Origin of the sequence: Acinetobacter sp. MYb191, assembly GCF_037572605.1 — a bacterium.
Taxonomy (GTDB): domain Bacteria; phylum Pseudomonadota; class Gammaproteobacteria; order Pseudomonadales; family Moraxellaceae; genus Acinetobacter; species Acinetobacter johnsonii.
Map to the genome: position 1 here is coordinate 52,149 of NZ_JBBGZP010000009.1, position 22,587 is coordinate 74,735.

The following is a 22,587-nucleotide window of genomic DNA, read 5'->3' on the forward strand; positions in this document are numbered from 1 at the left end:
TATTTTCGCTATGCGCACTAAAAAGCATCAAATTTTAAGAATTACTTCATTAAAATTTCATGGAACATGTGACGCAGCCACTGATGACTGGTTTTGTGATGACAAGACATATGCCAATACTGTTTCACCCCATAACTTGGGAAGGCAATTGGCGCATTGAAGATCTTTAAATTGCCACGTGAAAGCAGCACTTCACTTAAATAATACGGGACTGTCGCAATTGCATCGGTTTCTTGTACCACCAAGCCGACGCCTAAATAGCTCGGTAAACGCATCAAAATGTCACGTTTTAGTTCTAAATTAAGCAGTTCATTTTCAATATGGTAATGCCCCATGCCCGCATCAATATCGATATGTGACTCAGCCAAGTACTGTGCTGTGCTGATACTGTCACCTGTCAAACGCGGATGATCTTTGGCAGCAATCACCACATAATACTGCTCGAACAGTTGCTGTTGATAAAAGCCATTTTCCAATTGAGGTAAAAAACCCAGCGCCAAATCAATCTCACCATTTGCCATTTGATAACTGGTTTCAGAGGTGATCGGACGGATATTCAAACGAATATGCGGCGCATGTTTCTTTAAGTATTGCGAAATTTTCGGCAACAACACCAAATGTGAAACATCGGTCATGGCCAAACTAAACTGTTGCTGTGAAGTGGCTTGGTCAAAATCAATCGTAAAATTATTAATGATTTCAACCTTGTTTAAAGCCTCACTGACCAACGGAAATAACTGTTTCGACAGCTCAGTTGGCACCATTTCATTGCCAATCCGTAAAAACAGCGGATCATTATAATGTTGGCGAATTTTATTCAGAATGTTACTCACCGTCGGTTGACTCATTTCTAGATGATCAGCCGCCAGTGACACACTTTTAAACTTATAAACGTAAAAAAAGATACTGAGTAATTTACAGTCCAGTTCAAACACGAAAAAAATGTTCCTTATATGTATGGTGATGGTAGACGATCCATCATCTACCCATTATAGCGATGATCCAATGCTCAAAACTTACTTTTACAGGCATCTAGGTCTAATATCAGACGTTTCAGCAATAAAAGTACATTAATTATACCTTTAGCTGTACTGAACAATCGATGCTTTTCCTGAAAATTTATGTCGCTTAATTTGCATGTATTTTACATAACAAAAAAGGCCCGAATCAATCGAACCTTTGATGAAATCAACCATGCCGAATTATAGCTATTTAAAGTATTTTCTTCACAGGCACAGCTAAGGATATTACAGCTTTAGTCCAGCAGCTCGACGGCAATAGCAGTCGCCTCACCACCACCAATACATAAAGCAGCTACACCCTTTTTCCCACCAGTACGTTTCAAAGCATGCAGTAAAGTCACGATAATACGTGAACCAGACGAACCCAATGGATGACCAAGTGCACAAGCGCCCCCATTCACATTGACTTTAGCAGGGTCTAAATGAAAACTATCAATTGCAAGCATTGTGACCATCGCAAATGCTTCATTGACTTCCCACAGATCCACATCACTCGCAGACCAGCCTGCTTTGGCTAAAACTTTCTCAATGGCACCTACAGGGGCAATGGTGAACTCAGATGGATGCTGGGAATTACTTGCATAAGCCACAACTTTTGCCAATGGCTTGAGACCACGTGCGTCAGCAACTTCGGATGAAGTTACAACCAGTGCCGAAGCACCATCCGAAATAGAGCTCGAATTTGCCGCAGTAATCGTGCCGTCTTTTTTAAATGCCGGACGTAAAGTTGGAATTTTATCTACTTTGGCATTGAGCGGTTGTTCATCTTGATCAACCACAACATCGCCTTTACGGCTACTTACCGTCACAGGCACGATTTCATCCTTAAAGAAACCACATTGAATCGCAGCAACGGCTTTATTTAAAGAACCAATGGCATATTGATCTTGCTGCTCACGGGTATAGCCTTTTTTATCTGCCATTTCTTGAGCAAGTACACCCATCGACAGACCTGTTTCAGCATCTTCTAAACCTTCTTGGAACATGTGATCGGTTGTTTTACCATGTCCCATACGGTAGCCCGCGCGTGCTTTTTCAAGTAAGTACGGCGCATTTGACATTGACTCCATACCACCCGCCACTACAATCTCAGCTGAACCCGCTTTAATCGCATCAGCCGCTTGCATGACGGCTTTCATACCAGAACCACAAATTTTATTGATGGTTGTTGCACCCGTTGAGTCAGGTAGACCCGCCATACGCATTGCTTGACGTGCAGGGCCTTGTTTTAAACCTGCTGGAAGTACACAACCAAAGATCACTTCATCCACATCGGTTGGCTGTAAGCCAGAACGGTTTAACACTTCTTTAATTGTCACCGCACCAAGTTCAGGCGCGGTACAGCTCGACAGTGAACCTTGAAAACCACCCATTGCTGTACGTACACCGTCTACAATAACAATCATTTTCTATTTCATCCTTTTTCGCGGTTTATTTGCTTTAAGCCCAATTAAAAGGCTTAAAGACATTCCCTATCTATTTTTTCATATTACAAAGGGGTTAATCGTTTCAGATCTTATTTTAATGTTTTTCATAGTGCTACCGTCTCAAAGCGAGTCATCTATAAAGACATTAAAACAAACACACATGAATAAGACATCGATCCATACGACAGATGATCCATTTATCAACCCACACTGCATTTAAGGCTTTAGCACTAAAGGTTCTCATCTCTAAGAACACAGTGGCTATACTGACAATAGTGTAAAAATCACGAAAAAGGAATGCAATGGACCAAATTTGATCTCTAGAGATCAAATTTATTGACAACGAAATGCGAAAATGTTCCTGAATTTATTTCTATTGTTGAACAAGTGGATATTTTTAAAACGATTGTAGTAATATCCAAGACCTTAGTTGAATTTTCATTTTCAACCAAGTTCAATAGCCTCTCTATAGTTCTCATGGAATACACTGGAATAAGCCAATGACTTCAGTACGCCAACAAAATTTTCTATTACGCAAAGAGAAAATTTTAGCCATGGCTGAGACTTTATTATTAGACAATAATCAAGACATCACCTTAAGCGAATTAGCAACGGAACTCGATATTGCGAAGGGTACGATCTACAAGCATTTCAAAAGTAAAAATCAACTTTATTTAGAGCTGATTATCTTGAATGAAACTCGCCTGCTAGAAATTTCTCAAAAGCATAACAACGATATTAAAACGTATGTTTCCGAATACATGCTTTATAATATGTTGAACTCGAACCGTACGATTTTACTGCACGTTATTGAAGAACGTTTAACCAATAACGAACGTAAACTCAAAGAACTTTTTGAGAAGCTCTATCAAATACGTGAGCAACGTATTATCGAAATTAAAGACATGACTTTTGACTACTTAAAGTCTTTAGACAGCGCAATGTCCATTCGTGATTATTTATCTTATGTATGGACAGTAACCTACGGTGCGTCATTGTTACTCAATTCAACGCATTATCAAAAATCAATCGGTTCACGTGAGCGTCTGATTAAACTGTATGTCAACCAAGCCCTCATGACACCTGATAAAATTTCACATGCAGCCCTTTAAGTTTCTAAATGGTATAAAAAAAAGCTAAACATTTTATGTTTAGCTTTTTTTATCCAGTAAATTAGTCTACGGAAATATCTTCAAACAAAACTGAAGATAAATAACGCTCACCACCGTCAGGTAAGATTACTACAATGGTTTTACCTGCATTTTCAGGGCGTGCTGCAAGTTCAGCTGCTGCTGCCATCGCTGCACCACTTGAAATACCCACCAAAATCCCCTCTTGACTTGCTGTTTTACGCGCCCAATCAATTGATGTTGCTGCATCAATTGGCATCACTTCATCGACCAAGTCGAGGTCTAAGTTTTTAGGAATAAAGTTAGCGCCAATGCCCTGAATTTTATGTGGTCCAGGCGTCAAAGCTTCGCCTCGTTTGGTTTGACCAATAATCGGCGATTCAGCAGGTTCTACCGCAACTGAGTACAGGGCTTGTTTTTTTACTTTTTCAAAATAACTTGAAATCCCTGAAATTGTACCACCCGTCCCTACACCCGCAACTAAAATATCAACTTTACCACCTGTTGCGTCCCAAATTTCTGGGCCAGTGGTTGCTTCATGAATAGCTGGGTTTGCTGGGTTTTCAAACTGTTGTGGCAAAAAATAGGTTTCAGGATTTTCATCCAACAAACGCTGTGCTTCTTCTACCGCACCGCGCATCCCTTTTGCAGGATCAGTAAGAACCAAGTTCGCACCCAAAGCTTTCATCACTTTACGACGTTCGATACTCATGCTTGATGGCATAGTTAGAGTTAACGTATAACCTTTTGCAGCAGCAACGAATGCCAAAGCAATGCCTGTATTGCCACTGGTTGGTTCGACAATGTGCATTCCCGCTTTCAGCACACCGCGTGCTTCCGCATCAGCAATCAGCGCAGCTCCAATACGACATTTTACTGAAAATGCAGGGTTACGGCTTTCAACTTTGGCTAAAACGGTGGCTGAACTTTGTATAATTCGGTTAATACGAACCAATGGTGTGTTACCTATCGCTTCTGCATTATTACTATAAACCGCTATCCCTAAATTATTAGGCGTTGGAAAAGCTGAGTCAGTACTCATACCAATGTTTCCTATGTTGTTTTTAATGATCTATTCATTATCATACCCTGATTTTTAAATGCAAACTGACATTTGGTCGGGCTTATGTTTTTATTTGATAAATAAATCACTTAAACAGAAAAAGCATGAGTTTTCCCATGCTTTTTCCCCAAGCGACCAGCTTAAACGAGCCTTACACTATTCCACTTTTCTAACTGTGTAATGGCCGCGCTAAAGTCTACTTGTGCAGCCTGTTCTCTATCTGTTTTTAAGAACAGTTCTTGTGCCATTTGAAAAATAGGTGTTTTCATCTGTCCTTCTTCGGCCAGATCTACCGCAATACCAATGTCTTTTTGCAACAGGTTTAAAGCAAAAGTTTTTTGAAAAGTTCGACTCAAAACTTTTTGCGCCATCACCGTTTCAGACATGGTACTTTTACCACTGGAGTGATTAATACAACTCAATGCTCCAGCCAAGTCAACGCCTCGATTCTTCAAAATAGACAAACCTTCAGACAGTGCCCATAAATGCGTTGCCATGAGCGTATTGTTCACCGCCTTAACCGCAAAGCCTGCACCACTTTCCCCAACGTATTCAATTAGCCCTGCAAATGCCTGAATAATAGGTTTTGCCCTTTCAAATCCAGCGATATTACCACCCACCATAACCGTCAAAGTACCGCGTTCAGCACCAACGGTTTGACCCGAAACAGGTGCATCTAAGTAAGTTACTCCACGTGCTGCCAAATCAGTGGAAATTCGCTGCGCAGACTCAGGCACTCCACTGGTACAATCCACCCATAAACTTCCAAATTTGGGTGGATGTAACGCCATTAAAGCTTCAACATCTGCACTGGTCGGTAAGCATGAAAATATCACATCGGCTTGCATCGCTTGTTGAAGTTCAACCTGCAAAGTACAGAAGGTTTGCGCATGTGAAGACGCTTTTTCCGCTGTGCGATTCCACACCCAAACATTATGACCCAGTTTTGGCAAATGGGAGGCCATGTGCCAACCCATTGCCCCAAGTCCTATAAATGCAATATTCAGACTCAAAACGTACTCCTAACTGTGTGCAATAGTGCTATTGATTTGATCGTCCGACTTTTCTACGACTGGCTCTTTCTCACTGCCTCGGTTCAAGAAAAGATTAAGCAGAATGGCTGCTAGTGTTGCAGTGCCAATACCACCTAGGTCAAAACTACCAATTTGTAAGCTGTAATTACCAGTTCCCATAATCAGACACACTGCACCAATCATTAAAGTACTGTTCTTGGTGAAATCAATTTTGTTATCGACCCAAATTTTTGCGCCAGCAACGGTAATCAAACCAAAAACCACAATGGATGCACCACCCAAGAGTGCAACGGGAATTGTACTAATCACTGCGCCAAACTTAGGAGAAAGTCCCAGTAAGATCGCAAATACACCTGCAAAAACAAAGATTGTGGTTGAATAAACTTTAGTGACTGCCATCACCCCAATGTTTTCAGCATAGGTGGTCATCCCTGTGCCCCCAACTGAAGCAGACAGTGTGGTACATACCCCATCTGCAAAGAAACCGCGTCCCATATAAGGAGACAAATTTTTCCCCGTCATCGCCGACACAGCTTTGAAATGTCCTAAGTTTTCAGCCACCAAAATAATCGCAACGGGTGCAATCAACATCATGGCGTTTACATCAAAGGTTGGGCTGTGGAAAGTTGGCAAACCAAACCATGCTGCTTGACCAACTTTTGCAAAGTCAATTGCAGTGCCAAAACCCATGACATTGGTGAGTAAGAAGTAAATAAAATAGGATGCAACTAAGCCTAAAAGTAGCAGTAAACGGCGCACCATACCTTTGGTAAATACCGCAATGACACTAATACAAATAATCGTGATTAACGCCATCCAAGAGTCAAACTGATTGGCTGACACACTTTTGATCGCAACAGGTGCAAGGTGTAGACCAATAATCATCACGATGGCGCCTGTCACAATAGGTGGCATCAACTTTTCAATCCATGCCGTACCAGTGCGTATCACAATTAAGCCAATTAACGCATACAACACTCCACACGCAATGGTTCCACCCAGTGCTAAAGAAAGATTTGGGTTTGCTCCAACACCTGTATAACCCGTAACTGCGACCACTGCTCCAATGAAGGCAAAGCTGGACCCCAAATAACTTGGCATACGTCCACCAGTCATGAGGAAGAAGAGTATCGTACCAATGCCTGTAATGAAGATCGTTAGATTCGGATCAAAGCCCATCAGCAATGGGGCAAGTACGGTTGCACCGAACATGGCAAAAGCATGTTGTAACCCCAAAATAATGCTTTTGCCTGCGGGTAAATATTCATCTGTTTGCACAGGCGTTGTATCTAAATCGCCTTGATAAGGCTTAAATTTTGGAAACCACGATTCTTTTGTTTGCATGGGTTTCCCCTCCTTGTAAAAGTAGGAATTTTTGAATTAGCACATTGGTAATGGCTCACAGTAACCACGGTTAAAATACATCAGCGCATTTAGTCCATAACTTTGCTTCATGGCTTTGACTTGGCAAAACAGCACATCATGACTGCCTACGGACATAGTCTGTACCACTTCACAATCAAAGCTCACCAAGGCATCCTCCAATACAGGTGCATTGGTCAAAAGTGTGGACCATGTGCCCTGAGCAAAACGCTCAGGCATTGGCGTTTTACCCCCAAACAGATTAGATAAATGTTGTTGCTGACTCGACAACGTGTTTACACATAACACTTGATTGGTTTTAAATGTCTCAAACACAGAGGCTGAGCGGTTTAAACACACCAACAATGTCGGCGGTGTATCGGTCACACTACATACTGCCGATGCAGTAAAGCCTGCCTGGCCCGCACCACCGTCTGTTGTAATTACATTGACCGCAGCCCCCAGATTCGCCATACCTTGACGAAACGTGTGTTGATCCAGCATCGACTCACCCATTGCCTCTGGTGCTTTATGATTCAGCATGGTTTCAACTTGATCTTGATTCATCAGTTTTGCATTCATCGTATTCTCCATGCCCTAAAAAAATCGTATATCAGGGCATTAAAATTTGATTATTCCACTTAAGCCACATGTGCAACCGAAGCGATTTCAACCAAAGCCTCTGGCTTGACCAGTCCAGTCTGTACGCAATAGCGTGCAGGTTTATCGTTTGGAAAATACTCGGCATATACAGCATTAATCGCGCCATAATCGGCCCAATCTTTCACAAAAACATGATTAAAAGTGACGTCATCCATTGTGCCTCCTGCGGTTGCAAGGACTCGTTTAATGGTTTCTAAAATATGTCGAGTCTGTGCTGCTGCATCACCAACGTGAACAACGTTGTTGTATTCATCAAAGGCCAAGGTGCCTGATACATAGACGATATTGTCAGCCTTAGTTGCAGGTACAAATGGTGCAAGTGGTTTCGCTGTGCCTTCAGGCACAATAATTTCTTTAGACATGAGGTTTCCTCTATCTTTCGTATGTATGACTTATGCTGTTTTTACCAGTGTTTGACTGCTTGAGGTTTCAAAGGTGTTCACAAAACTTTGTGTATCAGACACCCAACCAAAAAAGGTTTTGATGTTATAGAGACTTGCTTCTTGCGCCTCGATAGGCCCAGCTTGATAGCACGCATCCTTAAGAGCGACCCCAAAATACTCCAAGAAAAAACCATCCCTTAAAGTAGACTCGACTCAGACATTGGTCGCAATACCGACAAAAACTAAATTTCGGATTCCACGCACCCGCAACATACTGTCCAATGCAGTATTAAAGAATCCACTATAGCGAGGCTTTTCTATGACTAAATCTTGTGGTTCAGGCTTGAGTGCATCAATCAACTCAAAATCCCAACCACCTTTTGCCAGTAGTTTTCCCTGCAGCTCTGGATTTTTGCGCATGGTTTTTAAAGCATTCGACTTATGGAAGTTTGGTGAATCAATCCCTCCTGCTTCACGGTACTGGTCATCCCAACCATTTTTAAAGTAAATCACCTGAATGCCAGCTGCATGTGCAGCAGTAATGGTTTTTTGAATGTTTTCAACCACAGGTTTGGTTTTAGATACATCAAACCCAGCCAAGTCCAAATAACCACCTTCTGAGGTATAGGCATTTTGCATATCAATCACAATCAATGCAGTGTGTTCAGGTGCTAAAGCAATATGTTCAGGTTCTGCTTTTAATGTTTTTATGTGCAGACTTTGTTTTGTAAATTCTGCACAGACTATAGATTCATTCATGCGCTTTTCTCCAAAACAACGCGTGGTGCATCCGCTTCAACCACGATATGTTCACGGCATTTCATCAAAGGTTGTATACGCTGACCAAAGTCTTCGACCCCTTGTACAAAATCATCAAAGGTAAGCAAAATACCTTCAGTCCCCTGAATTTCACCAATTTCATCTAACATGTGTGCAACATGTTCAAAAGAACCGACTAAAGTTCCCATATTGATATTCACAGGCGAAACCGAAGATGCCATTTGGCGAATATTGGTATCTGTTCCAGATTTGGTATCTTTACCACCTTGGTTCATCAGCCAATTAATCGCCTCCATATCCGCACCAGCGTTATATGTTTGCCATTTCGCATGCGCCTCTTCATCTGTTTCTGCAGCAATCACCATAAACAGCACATAGGTTTGTACATCACGCCCTGTTTTATCGGTTTGCTGTTTTAAGCGCTCATTGATTTCTGCATAGGCTGTCGGTGTATTCAGCCCTTTACCGAAAACAAAGTTGTAATCGGCATATTTGGCAGAAAACTCAAGCCCTGTATCAGACTGACCCGCACAAATAATTTTCATGTCTGCTTGCGGACGTGGACTCACACGGCAGTCCTGCATAGTAAAATGCTCTCCTTTAAAATCTGAACGACCTGTCGCCCAGAGTTCACGCAAAATTTCTACATATTCAGAAAGATATTCATAGCGCTGTGCAAAATATTCATCTCCTGGCCACATCCCCATTTGCGTATATTCGGGTGCTTGCCAGCCTGTCACGACATTTAAACCAAAACGACCATTTGAAATGGAATCAATGGTTGACGCCATTCGTGCCACAATTGCAGGCGGCATCACCAACGTCGCAGCTGTTGCATAGATTTGGATTTTACTGGTCACCGCAGCGAGCCCAGCCATCAAGGTAAATGTTTCTAGGTTATGATCCCAAAACTCTGTTTTCCCGCCAAAGCCACGCAGTTTGATCATCGACAAAGCAAAGTCAAAACCATAATGCTCAGCACGTTGAACAATTTTTTTGTTTAGTTCAAATGAAGGCATGTACTGTGGCGCGGTTTCCGAAAGCAGCCAGCCATTATTTCCAATTGGACAAAATACACCTATTTTCATCTCGTTCATCCTCTACACTTATTTCATTATTTGCAGAACATCAAAGGCTAAATACAGCAAGACTTTTGATCTTTAGTTTGATAAAAATTTATTTGCACAAGCCATGCCAAATATTATTTATTATTATTTTTCAATATATTAAATATTTTTACTTAATTTATTTTTTTACCAAAAAGTAAAATTGGTTTTTATTTTATGCACTATCTCTGTGAGGAGTGATCAATGATTGTGCGGTAAATGATCCAAACTAGAGTTGTTATATTTTTAGCCTAAATAAAAAAGGTGTATAGATTTCAAAACCTATACACCTTCAATTTATAAAGCCAAATTAAACAATCGATAATCTAAACTAAACTTTCCAGCACTGTTAAAAAAGCCAACATTTCCTTATTCATCACGACTGTTTCGGTTACAGTCGCTGCATGAGCGCCCTGCTTTAAAAGAGTCAACTGTGCATGCGGAAACAACCGTTTTAGGTTTTGTGAGCGTTCGTAAGGCACAAGGAAATCATCTTGGTTCGCAATCAAATGCATCGGTATGTTTTGCAAAGCCTTTTTTATCTCCTCGTTCAGTTGAAAGTTCATTAATGCACTTAGCCGTCGCAATACATTTTCATGCGGTGGAAAGTTTTGAATTTGCAACTGTTCTTGCTTTTGAATACTTTCTATATTTGCTGAAATCCAAGCTGGCGGATATAAAAACAAGGCCTGTGCTTTGACATAAGCCTCTGTGCCAGCACATGTTAAAAGGTTAATTCGGGTTTCAAAGCATTTATAGGTATGCGCATCTAACGTGTCCCAACCATTTAAAATCGTGATTGACAACACCTGATACTCGGTCGATTGGCACAAGTAGGCTAACTCCGCACCAATAAAACCACCCAGTGCATGACCGATAAAATGAAACCGTTGAATATGTTGTTGCTTTAAAATCAGAAAAAGCTGCTGCCCCAAATCGCGTATGCAATAATCTGGTTTTAATAATGTACTGTTTTCATGGCAACCTTCTTGATCGTAAGTTAGGACATGAAATTTGGTTTGTAGGTCTTGAATTTGTTGCTGCCAAAACTGCGCATGTCCACCTAAACCCGACGACAAAACTACATAATCAGCATCTTCTAAATGGGATGGAAAAATTTGTACATTCATCTCAAAGTTTACTTTTTGGTCAAAAATATTATCTAGCAATAATTATGCCTTTTAATAAATGTTTGTATTTTTTAAATTTATAATGATATTTTTTAAAAAGCTCTGTAATTATGATTTTAATGCTCTCTATATGATAAAATATTCAAAGCTTATTATAAATAATCATAAAGAATGAGAGTTTGATTTAAAAAATCGGCTTAAATTATATAAATATCGAGAACTTAAGTAATATTTTGAATAACTAATTTTGATGTAAATATTAAGTATATATAACTTTAGCTAATATTTTATTTCACTAAAAGCCATGCATATTGGACTTGAAAAGACAGCATTATGAACGGCTTGGTTTTATACTAAGCGCACAGTTGTTTTGTTTTATGAGTAGGTTTTAAATGAACACAGGACTTGAAATAACGTCTATGCGCGACTCTGCGGAAGTTGTTGTGAGTATTTTAAAATCTCTAGCCAATACTGATCGTTTATTAATTTTGTGTCATTTGTCGCAACAAGAACTTAATGTTTCTAAAATTGAATAAATTACCGACATCAAACAGCCGACTCTTTCTCAACAATTAATGATGCTACGTAAAAGTGATGTGGTAAATACGCGCCGTGATGGTAAACAAATTTATTACTCCATTAAAGATGAACGCATGATTGAGGTTTTAAATACTTTGTATAGCTTGTACTGCCCAAAACCACGTCTCTAAACCAATCACTGCTATATTTTCTGTGCTATGAAAACGAATGCTAAGACTTCTTAGCATTTTTTATGCATAATATATCTAAATTTGTGATTTAGATTTTTTTATGTCTGATTGGAATCGTCGTCTAAGCCATTATCTACCCGCATGGCAATGGCTTAAGCACTATGACACGCCTACGTTTAAGTCAGATTTACTTGCATCTTTTATCGTCATTGCCATGTTGGTTCCTCAAGGCATGGCCTATGCCATGTTGGCAGGCTTACCGCCAATCACTGGGCTCTATGCCAGCATTATCCCAATGATTATTTATGCCATCGTTGGTGGCAGTCCGACGCTTTCTATTGGTCCTGTTGCCATCATTTCGATGATGACCTTTGCGACTTTGAACTCGATGTTTGAAGTTGGTTCACCAGTTTATATACAAGCGGCATGTTTATTAGCCCTAATGGTCGGTATCATTTCCCTGCTGTTGGGTTTATTTCGCTTTGGTTTCCTCATCCAACTGATTAGCCACCCCGTCATCCAAAGTTTCATTATTGCATCTGCTTTGCTGATTGCGTTGGGTCAGTTGAAGTTTATTGTCGATCTGCCTTTAAAAGCTAATAACATTCCCGAGTTTGTGGTTAGTGTTTGGCAATACATCAGTTTAACTCACATAGGTACGCTGCTGTTTGGACTGTGTGCAATCGCATTTTTAATTTATGTACCAAAGCTGCTGAATACTAATGCCTTAAAAGGTTGGTTCGGATCGACCGTATTACTTTCGCGTACTATTCCTTTATTTTTAGTGGTTGCCTCGATTGCCTTGGTCTATTTTTTCCAACTACAAACGCTTGGAATCAAAACCGTCGGAATCATTCCATCTGGTATGCCTCCACTCGATATGCCGTATTGGAACTGGACTTTAGTTCTGCAACTTTTGCCAGGTGCAACCATGATCGCGATGATCAGTTTTGTTGAATCACTTTCCATTGCTCAAGCCACGGCTTTACAAAACCGAAGTCAACTCAACAGCAACCAAGAACTTATCGCTTTGGGGTTAGCCAATATCAGTGCAGGTTTCAGTTCGGCCTTTCCTGTAACAGGCAGCCTTTCTCGTACTGTCGTTAATGCAGATGCAGGCGCTCAGACCCCTATGGCTGGTGTGCTCTCTTCGCTGTTGATTATTGTAGTGAGCTTATATTTTACAGGTTTCTTTCAGGACCTTCCTTTAGCTATTTTGGCTGCAACGATTATCGTCTCCATATGGAAACTTGTGGACTTTAAACCCTTCATCGAAGCATGGAAGTATTCCAAAGCAGATGGTATCGCGATGTGGATTACCTTTTTTGGTGTTGTCTGTATCGATATTTCAACTGGCCTGATCATTGGCATGGTTTCGACCTTTATTTTGTTGCTTTGGCGGATTAGCCGGCCACATATTGCTGTGATTGGCTTGGTCGAGGGGACGCAACATTTTCGCAATGTTGAACGCCATCAAGTTCAAACAACGGCACAAGTATTGTCTATGCGTATAGATGAAAGCCTAACCTTCTTAAATGCCAATATATTGAAAGGCGAGCTGATCAATGCCGTGAGCCAACAACCTGAGTTAGCTCATGTGGTGATTAATTGCTCCAGTGTGAGCAGTATCGACTTGAGTGCTTTAGAAATGCTGGAAGATATTAATCTAGAATTGGCCAAGCAAAACATTCAGCTGCATTTGTCCGAAGTTAAAGGCCCTGTGATGGATCGACTACAAAGCTCAAAACTATTGAAACATTTGAGTGGGAATGTCTTTTTAACTCACTATCAAGCCATTCAGACGCTTTCACCTCAGCTGCTTAAAACTTCATAAGAGACCGAATGCCTACTTGTACTTTTTCAATATAGTGAGAAATATCAAGCAGGCATTTATGATAAAAATCCATTAAATATGTCATTTTTATGAATTAAAATGAATAATAAAAACTGGAATTACAATAACTTAATTTTTATATTTAAATATTTTTCAGTCAGTTAGCAAATTAGGTATAAAATGGCGCACTTAAAATCCGTATTTTGTCCTCGTAATTTCAACAAGGCGCCTCTATGTTTTCTGTTTTAGCGCGAATGAGTCTAGTTACTCGAATTATTATTGCCATTATTTTGGGTATTGGTGTAGCCCTCGTTTTCCCGGGCGTTGCTCCTTATTTGAGCCTGCTAGGCGACTTATTTATTAAAGCGTTAAAATCTGTCGCGCCTGTACTTGTATTTGTCTTGGTTCTTGCTTCTATTGCAAACTTTAAAGTGGGTCATAGTGCGAATCTGCGTCCTATCATCATCATGTATGCTGTGGGTATGTTACTAGCGGCTTTTGCAGCAGTTGCAGTCAGCATCGCTTTCCCAAGTACTTTGTTCTTAAACTTACCTGCAAATACTGACTTACAACCGCCAAGTAGCTTGATTGAAATCTTTAAGAACCTACTGCTGAGCTTTATTGCTAACCCTGTAACTGCCATTAGTGAAGCAAACTTCATTGGTATTTTAGCGTGGGCTGTGGCCTTGGGTGCTGCATTCCGCCATGCCAAAGACTCAACCAAAGACTTACTCAATGATACTGCACACGCAGTAAATAGCGTGATTCGTTTGGTGATTAACTTTGCGCCTATTGGTATTTTCGGGCTAGTAGCAGTAACCTTTGCAGAAACAGGTTTAAGCACATTAGCAAGCTATGCACATTTATTGGCGGTCTTACTCGGCACAATGGCTTTCGTTGCCTTAGTCATCAACCCGCTTATGGTTGCTGTGGTAACACGTAGCAATCCGTATCCATTGGTATTTCAATGTTTACGTGAAAGTGGTATCACTGCTTTCTTCACACGTAGTTCTGCTGCGAACATTCCTGTGAACTTAGATCTTGCAAAACGTTTGGGCGTGGCTGAATCTACAGCGAGTGTAGCCATTCCACTCGGTGCGACCATTAACATGGCAGGTGCCTCAGTGACTATTACTGTGCTTACACTGGCAGCAGTCAATACGCTAGGTCTTAATGTTGACTTTACCACCATGATGATTTTATCTGTGCTTGCAACAGTTTCAGCTTGTGGTGCTTCAGGTGTTGCCGGTGGTTCTCTACTTTTGATTCCTGTGGCATGTGGCCTATTTGGTATTTCATCTGATATTTCAATGCAAGTGGTTGCAATTGGTATGGTGATTAGCGTACTACAAGACTCTACTGAAACCGCATTGAACTCATCAACTGACGTATTATTTACTGCAGCAGTTGACCGTGCTTCAAAATAATATATTGTAGAATCAGTATATTATTTCTTTTTTGAAGTTATGCCATTTCAACACTTACCACTTTGGATTCAACTGGGGGCATTCTTTCTTGCAGTTAATGCAGGAATGATTAATGTCTTAGGACTGGTGACTGTTTTACACCAGTCTGTTTCCCATATGACTGGTAATGTAAGTGTTTTAGCGATGTCGCTTGTACACTGGCAACCCGAAAGCATTTTATATTTGCTATTAGTAACGCTCTGCTATCTCATCGGTTCATTTTATAGCGGTGTAATTCTGGGAAATAGTCACTTTCGATTGGGACGCCGCTATGGCGTACCACTCAGTTTAGTGGCTTTTTTTATTTTCCTATGTTGGTTCTTTCTGCCTTATTTTCCGCGCTATGCTTTACTCTGGGCCTGCGTCGCAATGGGTGTGCAAAATGCCATGGTGAGCCATTATAAAGGCACCATCATTCGCACTACACATTTATCGGGTGTTCTTACCGACCTCGGCTTAGCGCTTGGTTATCGTGTGCGCGGACTCGTGGTTGAGCGTCGACGTGTAGTTTTACATCTTTTGATTTTAAGTGGCTTTTTGATCGGCGGACTCTGTGCAAGTTGGATGTATCCCTATTTAAAACTCAATTCTTTTTTAGTTCCAACAGCATTAAGCTTGATCCTTAGTGTTGTATATTGGATCATTTACTTTCGTTATCGTCGTTTTTAAACGCAGTTGTGGAATTCGCTATGGTAAAAAATGCATTACAGGCTCAGTTACTCAAAGCCGGTTTAGTTGACAACAAAAAGGCCAAAAAACTTTCTAAACAAGCAGTGCATGAGCAAAGAACAGGTCAAAGCAGTGAAGCTGAGATCAAGGCAAAAATTGCACAAGACAAACAGCAAAAACAGGCCAAAGATCAAGCCATCGAACTTGAGAAGAAAGCGATATTGCAAGAAAAAGAGCTCAAAGCGACGATCATTCAAATGATCACGCAGCATAAAATCCGTGATACCGATGGTGACGTGGCCTATCAGTTTATTGACGATGGCAAAATCAAAAAACAATATATCAATCAACAAATTTATAATGCCTTGGTTGCTGGTAGCCTCGTGATTGCACGCGATAATGAAAGTTATGCCTTCTTACCTAAAGCCTTAGCTGATCGTATTAATGCCAAACTTGAAGGCTTTATTATCGTAAATACCTCAGAGAAAAATGAAGCAGTCACCGATGAGGAAGATCCATACGCTGCGTACGTGATCCCTGATGATCTAATGTGGTAATTTGAACCATCAGAAGCTTCTTTATTGGAAGCTTCTTTTTTCCTAGTTCATTATAAAACTAGAGTTACCATTCCACTGACCTGACATATCCTGCCCATCAACGAGTTATATTTCACGACATCCAAATCACGACTTAAAAGCCGAATCTAAGAGAGTAAATAAACAAGTCGTTGATAACATGTATAAACTTAGTGACACAATTTGCTTAATTCACATAGCTGATTACACTATTTACAGTGTTTTAATCAAAAGAAGATCGCATTTTGGATAATTTTCATTTCATACAGAGTTTAAAAGACTGGTCAGATCAGTATCCTTGGATCGAAATGCTGACAGGATTCTGCATACTCATTCTAGTGGCTATACTGGCGTATATTATTGCCAAGCATGTTGTCGTTCGTGGTATTCGGCATCTCATCACTAAGCTAAAATTTGCCAATCACGACATCATGTCGCAGCATAGCGTGATTCGTCGAATTGCGAACATTGTCCCAGCAATCGTCATTATGAATGGTATCGTCACCGTTCCTCACCTGTCTGCAAAAATGGTGAGCTTTGTCCAAATGGCGGCACAAGCCTTTATTTTCTTAACCATTGCGCTCGCGATTGGTGAATTACTGAATATCTTCAATTTGGTTTATCAACGCAATCCGAAGTCTAGAAATAAACCCATCAAAGGCTATTTACAGCTAATCAAACTGATTATTTTCATCGTTTGTGGTTTGATGATCTTAGGGACTTTCCTGAAAAAAGATGTCTTCACCTTGCTGGCGGGCTTCGGTGCTATGGCGGCAGTGCTGATGTTGGTCTTCCAAAACACCATTTTGTCTTTGGTGGCCTCTGTTCAGATTTCATCCTATGACATGGTCCGTATTGGAGATTGGATTGAAATGCCATCCCTGAATGCAGACGGTGATGTCATTGATATGTCATTACATACCATCACCGTACAGAACTTTGATAAAACCTTTACCACAATTCCAACCAACAAATTGGTCACTGATACTTTTAAAAACTGGCGTGGTATGTCACAGGCAGGCGTACGTCGTATCAAACGCTCACTTTATATTGATCAAAGTAGCGTTCACTTTATGTCTGAAGCAGAACAAAGCAAACTTAAAGAGTTCTTATTATTAGACCAATATCTGGATCACAAAAGTACAGAGCTGGTTGAGTTTAATCAAAAACTGAGCAATACATCTCCCTGCAATCAGCGACGTTTAACCAATATAGGTACCTTTCGTGCGTATGTTGAGTTGTACCTCAATCAGCATCCAAACATTTCAAAACATCAGTCTTTAATCGTACGTCAGCTACAACCGACTGAAAAAGGCTTGCCACTGGAAATTTATGCATTTAGCAATCAAATTGCATGGAAAGATTATGAAGCGATTCAGTCGGATATTTTCGATCATTTAATTGCCATTCTTCCCGAATTTGGTCTCAAAGTTTACCAAGCACCATCGGGATATGACATGCAAATCGCAATGTCAAACCCGTAATTTTTTCACTTTGGTATGCTAAAACCATTCTAGTTTTAGCATACTAAGGTCTTAAAAACGCAGAATAGGCATTTTAATATACGTTCTAAATTACCAACTCTAGAATAAAAATTATAAAAATACATAACATTAGTTTTTCAACAACTGTGTTATTTACGTTGTGTATTATGTAAGTTAAATATGTGATAATTTACATGAAATATACCGCAATATCACAATACCAACCTTTTCTCTTCATTAAATTAGCCACTCCTTTTCACTTTGTAAGACTTTCTAAAATGAATACTTTAAATAAATCTTTATGTGCTGCCCTTTTAGCTGTAGCAGCGACATCTTCTTTTGCAGCAGAAACTCAAGTTGTAGAAACCACTCAAGCTGCTGTTGCAACTGAAAATGCAGCACCTGCTTCAGAAGCTGCTGCATCTGATGCGGTTGCGACATCAGAAGCTCAAGCAAACTAATGCTTTAAGCATCTTAGGGGATTCATTTGGTTGGGTTCCCTTTTATCACTCTTCTCTATATCAGACTTTTATATCTATTCATCTACATTTCTTGCTATCAATACTGCTACAACATCGTTTAGTCTCTCGCAATTTACACAGACCACTGAGGTCTTTTCATGCTAAAATTTTCAAATTCTACTTATTTATAAAACAAGTCATTACCTCATAAATGGCTTATTTTTAGAAGGTTTTATTCATGTTCAAATGGTTTGAAAAACGTGTTGATCCCTATCCAGAAGAAGGTTTAAACCAACCTTTACCGACCACGTTCTTTCCGTTTGTATGGCAGGCCGCTAAAGGTGTACGTGGCTATTTGCTGATTTTGATTTTATTCACGGCTGGTGCTGCCAGCTTTGAAGCATTGTTTTATGCCAAAATTGGTGACTTAGTAAACTGGCTCAGTAAAAGCCAGCCAGAAACATTTTTAGCAGAACATGGTTCAAACTTAGTCCTTCTATTCTGTATTTTATTGGCCAATATTTTATTTGCCAGTTTACAGTCGATTATTAAACACCAAATACTATTTAGCACTTTTCCGATGCGTCTGCGCTGGCGCTTTCATAATTTAATGCTGAAGCAAAGTCTCGACTTTTTTAACAATGACTTTGCAGGACGCCTCTCCGCAAAAGTCATGCAAACTGCACTAGCAATTCGTGAGTTCTGGGTTATTTTGGGTGACATGTTGGCTTATGTGCTGATTTATTTTGTCACGGTCAATCTGGTGCTTGCTGCTATTTCCCCGCTCCTCATATTGCCTTTACTGGTCTGGTTGGCGTTGTTTATCTGTGCAGCTTATTACTTCATTCCACGTTTGAGCAAAGTTTCAAATGAACAGGCTGATGCCCGAGCTGTGATGACTGGCCGTGTGACCGATGCCTATACCAATATTCAAACAGTGAAGCTTTTTGCCCATGCAGGACGTGAAAGCTTATATGCCAAAGCCTCGATGCAAGAGTTCATGGTCACCGTTTATAAACAAATGCGTTTAGGCGCTAAATATGAAATCAGCATCCTGTTTTTAAACATAGTGCTTTACGTGGGTGTATTGGGCACTGCAGTTTGGTTATGGATGAATGGGCGAGTTGAACTCGGTGTTATTGCTGCTGCAACGGCTATGATTTTAAAACTGAGCAGTATTGCTGAATTTATCATGTGGCAAACCTCAGCACTTTTTGAAAGTGTCGGCACCATTCAAGACGGCATGAAAACCCTCGGTCGTTCGATCACGATTCAAGACAAACCTGATGCCAAAGACCTTGAGGTTAAACAAGGCGTGATTGAATTTAAAGACGTAACTTTTGCCTACAACAGTAAAAATGTCATCGACAATTTAAACCTCCGTATTCGAGCCGGTGAAAAAATTGGGATCGTGGGTCGCTCTGGTGCAGGGAAATCAACACTAATTCAACTATTGCTGCATTTTTATCAATTGAAACAAGGTGAAATTTTAATTGATGGACAGAATATCGAAGATGTCACCCAAGACAGTTTACGTCGTAATATTGCCTTAGTGACTCAAGACACCTCCCTGCTACACCGCAGTGTTGCAGAAAATATTAAATATGGCCGTCCAAATGCCAGTGATGAAGAAATGTATGCTGCTGTACGTAAAGCCAAAGCCGAAGAGTTTATTCCTCAGTTGACTGACTTACGTGGTAAATCAGGTTATGAGGCCTATGTCGGTGAACGTGGGGTGAAACTTTCAGGTGGTCAACGTCAGCGTATCGCGATTGCTCGTGTGTTCTTAAAAGATGCGCCGATTTTAATTTTAGATGAGGCCACCAGTGCCCTAGACTCAGAAGTTGAAGCTGCGATTCAATCCAGCCTTGATGACTTAATGCAAGATAAAACGGTGATTGCGATTGCGCACCGTCTTTCAACCATTGCTCAAATGGATCGTTTGATCGTGCTTGATGAAGGTCGTATTGCAGAACAAGGGACACATGAAGAACTGATTCAAAAAAATGGTATCTATGCGCACCTTTGGCAGCGTCAAACAGGTGGATTTTTAACGGAACAACATCCGATTAAAAAGAAAGAAGCCTAATTTTACTTTCCATTTTCAGCACGCATAGATCATTATCATCAATGATTTTAGCATGCTGATTTTGAAAAGATTTTACTTAATTTTTAACATCATTTGCTAAGCGTTGTTTTTTATCGAGAGTCTTATATTTTTGCTCAGAAATTTATGATATTTATAATATCGTTCCACTAAATCAAAAATGTAAAGGATACTGAATTGCTATAGGCTCGGAACATATTGTCCAACAATATGCTCCATGAATTTGAAATATTCATGCCAATATAACTTCAGTCAGAAAAGAAAGAAAAATGCAATGGATCGCGCATGAAAACAGTTTCACTTCGCCAAGATCAAGGAATTCCTGGTGTTTATGGCTTATTATTGTTAGATGTTGTGTCTCGTTGGGGCTATAACGCAGAGACGCTATTTTCCCCTTTTCAACTCACGAGCGAACAACTCACAGAGCCTGAATTCCGCATACCCGTTCATACCGCCAATGAACTTGTGAAGTTGGCCAGCCGTCTCACTGGTGAGCCCACGCTTGGCTACCATCTAGGTACGCAAATGCGTATTTCAATTCATGGTTTCATTGGCTATGCCATTATGACAACTCATGATATTGGCGAAGCCTTGGTACTTGCTAACCGTTTTATTCAACTGCGCATGCCTTTTTTGCAGCTTTTCTTTTCCACCTTTGGCGAAAAAGCGACTTTACAATTACGCTGTGATGTCGATATAGAACCGTTGCGTACCGATATTGCGATCAGTATTATTTTTGGCATTGTTTCTATGAGTAAAGCGCTCACTGGCATTGAAAATCTGGCTGGGGAAATTGATTTCGATTTTCCAGAACCTGAAGGCTTTGATCGCTATCGTGCAAAGCTGCCTAACCATAGTGTTCGCTTTGATCAACCACATTTACTTTTGAGTTTTGATAAGTATTATCTAGGCTTTAAAATGGTCAATGCTGACCCACTTGCAAGCCAAATAGCCATTAATCAATGTGAAGCTGAACTCTCAGCCATGGGCGAACGCCGCAGATTATCGATGCGAGTTCGTGACATTTTAACGCGCTCAGAACAACACTATTTAAGCATCGAGCACGTAGCAGACCTCTTGCACATGTCTGATCGTACACTGAAACGCCAATTGGCTGCTGAAAGCACGTCTTTTTCAACCATTGTGGATGAAGTGCGTTACCGTCATGCCACGTCACTTTTGTCACGTACAGACTATAGCTTAGAGCAAATCGCGGATGAACTGGGATATAGTGATGTGGCAAATTTCAGTAGAGCATTTAAGCGTTGGAGTGGACGCAGCCCGAGTAATTGGCGTAAAGATCCGTATTTATAGATCTTTTGTTTTGATAAAAAAGCATGTATAAATCATGCGAAAAATGATTTTTGTATTTTAAGGAGTTATTCATGAATCATCCTTCAGAATTGAAGTATGCGAGTACACATGAATGGGTGCGTATTGAAGGTGATATTGTTGTAACTGGTATTTCAGACCATGCACAGGATGCCTTAGGCGATTTAGTCTATGTTGAAACACCAGAAGTTGGTCAGCAAATCACTGCAGGCGAACAAGCGGGTGTGGTTGAATCTGTAAAAACGGCTTCTGATATTCATGCACCGGTTTCTGGCACCGTGGTAGAAATCAATGCCAATTTGGAAGATGATCCTGACTTCGTCAATGATGACCCCTACGGCAAAGGTTGGATTTATAAAATCAAACCAGACAATATCGCAGATGTAGAACAACTCCTTTCAAGCACAGCCTATGAAGCAGGTCTATAAGCCTAGTATTCATATTTGCGGCTCAAAAAATCAGTCTGCGGACTGATTTTTTTACAACAATTCTCTTATTTTGATAAATTAACTAGATATTTATGTATTCATCTCGATTAAATATCTGTATTTATCACTATAATTATACTTTTCACGTGCATTATCTTATAATTTGATTGTTTCAATTTCACAGCCGTAACCTAGCTTCTGCATAAAATAATAACAACAGTTTACGTTCTGTGGCCTCATCTTCGAGCCAAGGGTTCTGCATGTCTGCTCTCAATACATCATCACTATGGAATAAGTCTTTTATTCTTTGCTTAGCGAACAATCTGTTTTTGTTCATTTTTTACTTTGCACAGACCTCAATCCTTCCAATCTATATTTTGAATGATTTGGGTGGAAGTCTTGCACAAGCAGGCTTAGCTAT

Annotated in this window: 19 protein-coding genes and 3 pseudogenes; 12 read left to right on the forward strand and 10 right to left on the reverse strand. The window is 40.3% G+C overall.

Translation table 11 applies throughout. From position 1 onward, the window contains the following. Nucleotides 1–41: 41 nt before the first annotated feature. Together WH214_RS05300 and WH214_RS05305 are read right to left on the reverse strand one after the other, a co-directional pair. Entirely contained in the window at nucleotides 42–935 is an 894-nt protein-coding gene (locus WH214_RS05300; RefSeq protein WP_004979763.1) for a LysR substrate-binding domain-containing protein, read from the reverse strand. A gap of 320 nt (nucleotides 936–1,255) precedes the next feature. Further along, nucleotides 1,256–2,428 carry a thiolase family protein gene (locus WH214_RS05305; RefSeq protein WP_339422793.1) on the reverse strand — a complete coding sequence of 391 codons (1,173 nt, stop codon included), beginning with the start codon at nucleotides 2,426–2,428 and terminating at the stop codon, nucleotides 1,256–1,258. A 521-nt stretch (nucleotides 2,429–2,949) separates the two neighbouring features. Between WH214_RS05305 and WH214_RS05310 the strand changes: the two genes are divergently transcribed. Next, a complete protein-coding gene (locus tag WH214_RS05310; RefSeq protein WP_339422794.1) occupies nucleotides 2,950–3,561 on the forward strand; it encodes a TetR/AcrR family transcriptional regulator in 612 nt (203 codons plus the stop codon). A gap of 61 nt (nucleotides 3,562–3,622) precedes the next feature. On the opposite strand, the gene cysK is transcribed toward WH214_RS05310, so the two are convergent. From cysK to rutD, 8 genes and pseudogenes are all read right to left on the reverse strand, one after another. Next, complete coding sequence (cysK, locus tag WH214_RS05315) at nucleotides 3,623–4,621, reverse strand: cysteine synthase A (protein ID WP_339422795.1); 999 nt, start codon at nucleotides 4,619–4,621, stop codon at nucleotides 3,623–3,625. 161 nt (nucleotides 4,622–4,782) lie between these two features. Beyond that, nucleotides 4,783–5,619, reverse strand: coding sequence for an NAD(P)-dependent oxidoreductase (locus tag WH214_RS05320; protein ID WP_445206352.1), 837 nt, complete (start codon nucleotides 5,617–5,619; stop codon nucleotides 4,783–4,785). Between the two features lie 45 nt (nucleotides 5,620–5,664). Beyond that, nucleotides 5,665–7,020 (reverse strand): pyrimidine utilization transport protein G, encoded by a 1,356-nt coding sequence (gene rutG, locus WH214_RS05325; protein ID WP_339422797.1) that lies wholly within the window; start codon nucleotides 7,018–7,020, stop codon nucleotides 5,665–5,667. Nucleotides 7,021–7,056: 36 nt separating this feature from the next. Next, the gene (rutF, locus tag WH214_RS05330; protein WP_339422998.1) at nucleotides 7,057–7,581 is read right to left on the reverse strand and encodes an NADH-dependent FMN reductase RutF; all 525 of its coding nucleotides are present in this window, start codon (nucleotides 7,579–7,581) and stop codon (nucleotides 7,057–7,059) included. A gap of 98 nt (nucleotides 7,582–7,679) precedes the next feature. Further along, on the reverse strand, nucleotides 7,680–8,063 hold the full coding sequence (rutC, locus tag WH214_RS05335) for a pyrimidine utilization protein C (RefSeq protein WP_339422798.1): 384 nt from the start codon (nucleotides 8,061–8,063) through the stop codon (nucleotides 7,680–7,682). Nucleotides 8,064–8,093: 30 nt separating this feature from the next. Further along, a pseudogene (gene rutB / locus WH214_RS05340) lies at nucleotides 8,094–8,843 on the reverse strand (pyrimidine utilization protein B). Beyond that, nucleotides 8,840–9,952 carry a pyrimidine utilization protein A gene (gene rutA, locus WH214_RS05345; protein ID WP_062034820.1) on the reverse strand — a complete coding sequence of 371 codons (1,113 nt, stop codon included), beginning with the start codon at nucleotides 9,950–9,952 and terminating at the stop codon, nucleotides 8,840–8,842. Before rutA ends, rutB begins: the two are co-directional and overlap by 4 nt. A 344-nt stretch (nucleotides 9,953–10,296) precedes the next feature. Continuing rightward, on the reverse strand, nucleotides 10,297–11,100 hold the full coding sequence (rutD, locus tag WH214_RS05350) for a pyrimidine utilization protein D (protein ID WP_339422800.1): 804 nt from the start codon (nucleotides 11,098–11,100) through the stop codon (nucleotides 10,297–10,299). Between the two features lie 392 nt (nucleotides 11,101–11,492). On the opposite strand from rutD, the pseudogene WH214_RS05355 reads away from it, so the two are divergent. The 11 genes and pseudogenes from WH214_RS05355 to WH214_RS05405 all read left to right on the forward strand — a co-directional run. Next, nucleotides 11,493–11,810: pseudogene (locus WH214_RS05355) on the forward strand (ArsR/SmtB family transcription factor). 100 nt (nucleotides 11,811–11,910) lie between these two features. Next, complete coding sequence (locus tag WH214_RS05360; protein WP_339422801.1) at nucleotides 11,911–13,644, forward strand: SulP family inorganic anion transporter; 1,734 nt, start codon at nucleotides 11,911–11,913, stop codon at nucleotides 13,642–13,644. Nucleotides 13,645–13,877: 233 nt separating this feature from the next. After that, nucleotides 13,878–15,071: a serine/threonine transporter SstT gene (sstT, locus tag WH214_RS05365; protein ID WP_087013031.1), complete on the forward strand. Its 1,194-nt coding sequence runs from the start codon at nucleotides 13,878–13,880 to the stop codon at nucleotides 15,069–15,071. A 39-nt stretch (nucleotides 15,072–15,110) separates the two neighbouring features. Next, a complete protein-coding gene (locus WH214_RS05370) occupies nucleotides 15,111–15,779 on the forward strand; it encodes a YoaK family protein (RefSeq protein WP_339422802.1) in 669 nt (222 codons plus the stop codon). Between the two features lie 20 nt (nucleotides 15,780–15,799). Then, on the forward strand, nucleotides 15,800–16,336 hold the full coding sequence (locus WH214_RS05375; protein WP_184118537.1) for a DUF2058 domain-containing protein: 537 nt from the start codon (nucleotides 15,800–15,802) through the stop codon (nucleotides 16,334–16,336). A 263-nt stretch (nucleotides 16,337–16,599) separates the two neighbouring features. Beyond that, on the forward strand, nucleotides 16,600–17,838 hold the full coding sequence (locus WH214_RS05380) for a mechanosensitive ion channel family protein (protein ID WP_005399510.1): 1,239 nt from the start codon (nucleotides 16,600–16,602) through the stop codon (nucleotides 17,836–17,838). Nucleotides 17,839–18,116: 278 nt separating this feature from the next. After that, complete coding sequence (locus WH214_RS05385) at nucleotides 18,117–18,299, forward strand: hypothetical protein (RefSeq protein WP_010326649.1); 183 nt, start codon at nucleotides 18,117–18,119, stop codon at nucleotides 18,297–18,299. Nucleotides 18,300–18,537: 238 nt separating this feature from the next. Next, a complete protein-coding gene (locus tag WH214_RS05390) occupies nucleotides 18,538–20,388 on the forward strand; it encodes an ABC transporter ATP-binding protein (RefSeq protein WP_339992992.1) in 1,851 nt (616 codons plus the stop codon). A 303-nt stretch (nucleotides 20,389–20,691) separates the two neighbouring features. Continuing rightward, entirely contained in the window at nucleotides 20,692–21,720 is a 1,029-nt protein-coding gene (locus WH214_RS05395; protein ID WP_339422803.1) for a helix-turn-helix domain-containing protein, read from the forward strand. A gap of 71 nt (nucleotides 21,721–21,791) precedes the next feature. Beyond that, nucleotides 21,792–22,166 carry a glycine cleavage system protein GcvH gene (gcvH, locus tag WH214_RS05400; RefSeq protein ID WP_339422804.1) on the forward strand — a complete coding sequence of 125 codons (375 nt, stop codon included), beginning with the start codon at nucleotides 21,792–21,794 and terminating at the stop codon, nucleotides 22,164–22,166. Nucleotides 22,167–22,426: 260 nt separating this feature from the next. Then, nucleotides 22,427–22,587, forward strand: a pseudogene (locus WH214_RS05405) (MFS transporter); the annotation flags it as partial.

What these genes read in the sequence shown, in the direction of transcription:
- WH214_RS05310 (WP_339422794.1), top strand. Translation starts at nt 2,950, where the DNA reads ATGACTTCAGTACGCCAACAAAATTTTCTATTACGCAAAGAGAAAATT.
- WH214_RS05370 (WP_339422802.1), top strand. Translation starts at nt 15,111, where the DNA reads ATGCCATTTCAACACTTACCACTTTGGATTCAACTGGGGGCATTCTTT.
- WH214_RS05320 (WP_445206352.1), bottom strand. Translation starts at nt 5,619, where the DNA reads ATGGGTTGGCACATGGCCTCCCATTTGCCAAAACTGGGTCATAATGTT.
- rutA (WP_062034820.1), bottom strand. Translation starts at nt 9,952, where the DNA reads ATGAAAATAGGTGTATTTTGTCCAATTGGAAATAATGGCTGGCTGCTT.
- gcvH (WP_339422804.1), top strand. Translation starts at nt 21,792, where the DNA reads ATGAATCATCCTTCAGAATTGAAGTATGCGAGTACACATGAATGGGTG.
- rutD (WP_339422800.1), bottom strand. Translation starts at nt 11,100, where the DNA reads ATGAATGTACAAATTTTTCCATCCCATTTAGAAGATGCTGATTATGTA.
- rutG (WP_339422797.1), bottom strand. Translation starts at nt 7,020, where the DNA reads ATGCAAACAAAAGAATCGTGGTTTCCAAAATTTAAGCCTTATCAAGGC.
- WH214_RS05390 (WP_339992992.1), top strand. Translation starts at nt 18,538, where the DNA reads ATGTTCAAATGGTTTGAAAAACGTGTTGATCCCTATCCAGAAGAAGGT.
- WH214_RS05360 (WP_339422801.1), top strand. Translation starts at nt 11,911, where the DNA reads ATGTCTGATTGGAATCGTCGTCTAAGCCATTATCTACCCGCATGGCAA.
- sstT (WP_087013031.1), top strand. Translation starts at nt 13,878, where the DNA reads ATGTTTTCTGTTTTAGCGCGAATGAGTCTAGTTACTCGAATTATTATT.
- WH214_RS05305 (WP_339422793.1), bottom strand. Translation starts at nt 2,428, where the DNA reads ATGATTGTTATTGTAGACGGTGTACGTACAGCAATGGGTGGTTTTCAA.
- rutF (WP_339422998.1), bottom strand. Translation starts at nt 7,581, where the DNA reads ATGCTGAATCATAAAGCACCAGAGGCAATGGGTGAGTCGATGCTGGAT.
- WH214_RS05375 (WP_184118537.1), top strand. Translation starts at nt 15,800, where the DNA reads ATGGTAAAAAATGCATTACAGGCTCAGTTACTCAAAGCCGGTTTAGTT.
- cysK (WP_339422795.1), bottom strand. Translation starts at nt 4,621, where the DNA reads ATGAGTACTGACTCAGCTTTTCCAACGCCTAATAATTTAGGGATAGCG.
- WH214_RS05385 (WP_010326649.1), top strand. Translation starts at nt 18,117, where the DNA reads ATGAATACTTTAAATAAATCTTTATGTGCTGCCCTTTTAGCTGTAGCA.
- rutC (WP_339422798.1), bottom strand. Translation starts at nt 8,063, where the DNA reads ATGTCTAAAGAAATTATTGTGCCTGAAGGCACAGCGAAACCACTTGCA.
- WH214_RS05395 (WP_339422803.1), top strand. Translation starts at nt 20,692, where the DNA reads ATGAAAACAGTTTCACTTCGCCAAGATCAAGGAATTCCTGGTGTTTAT.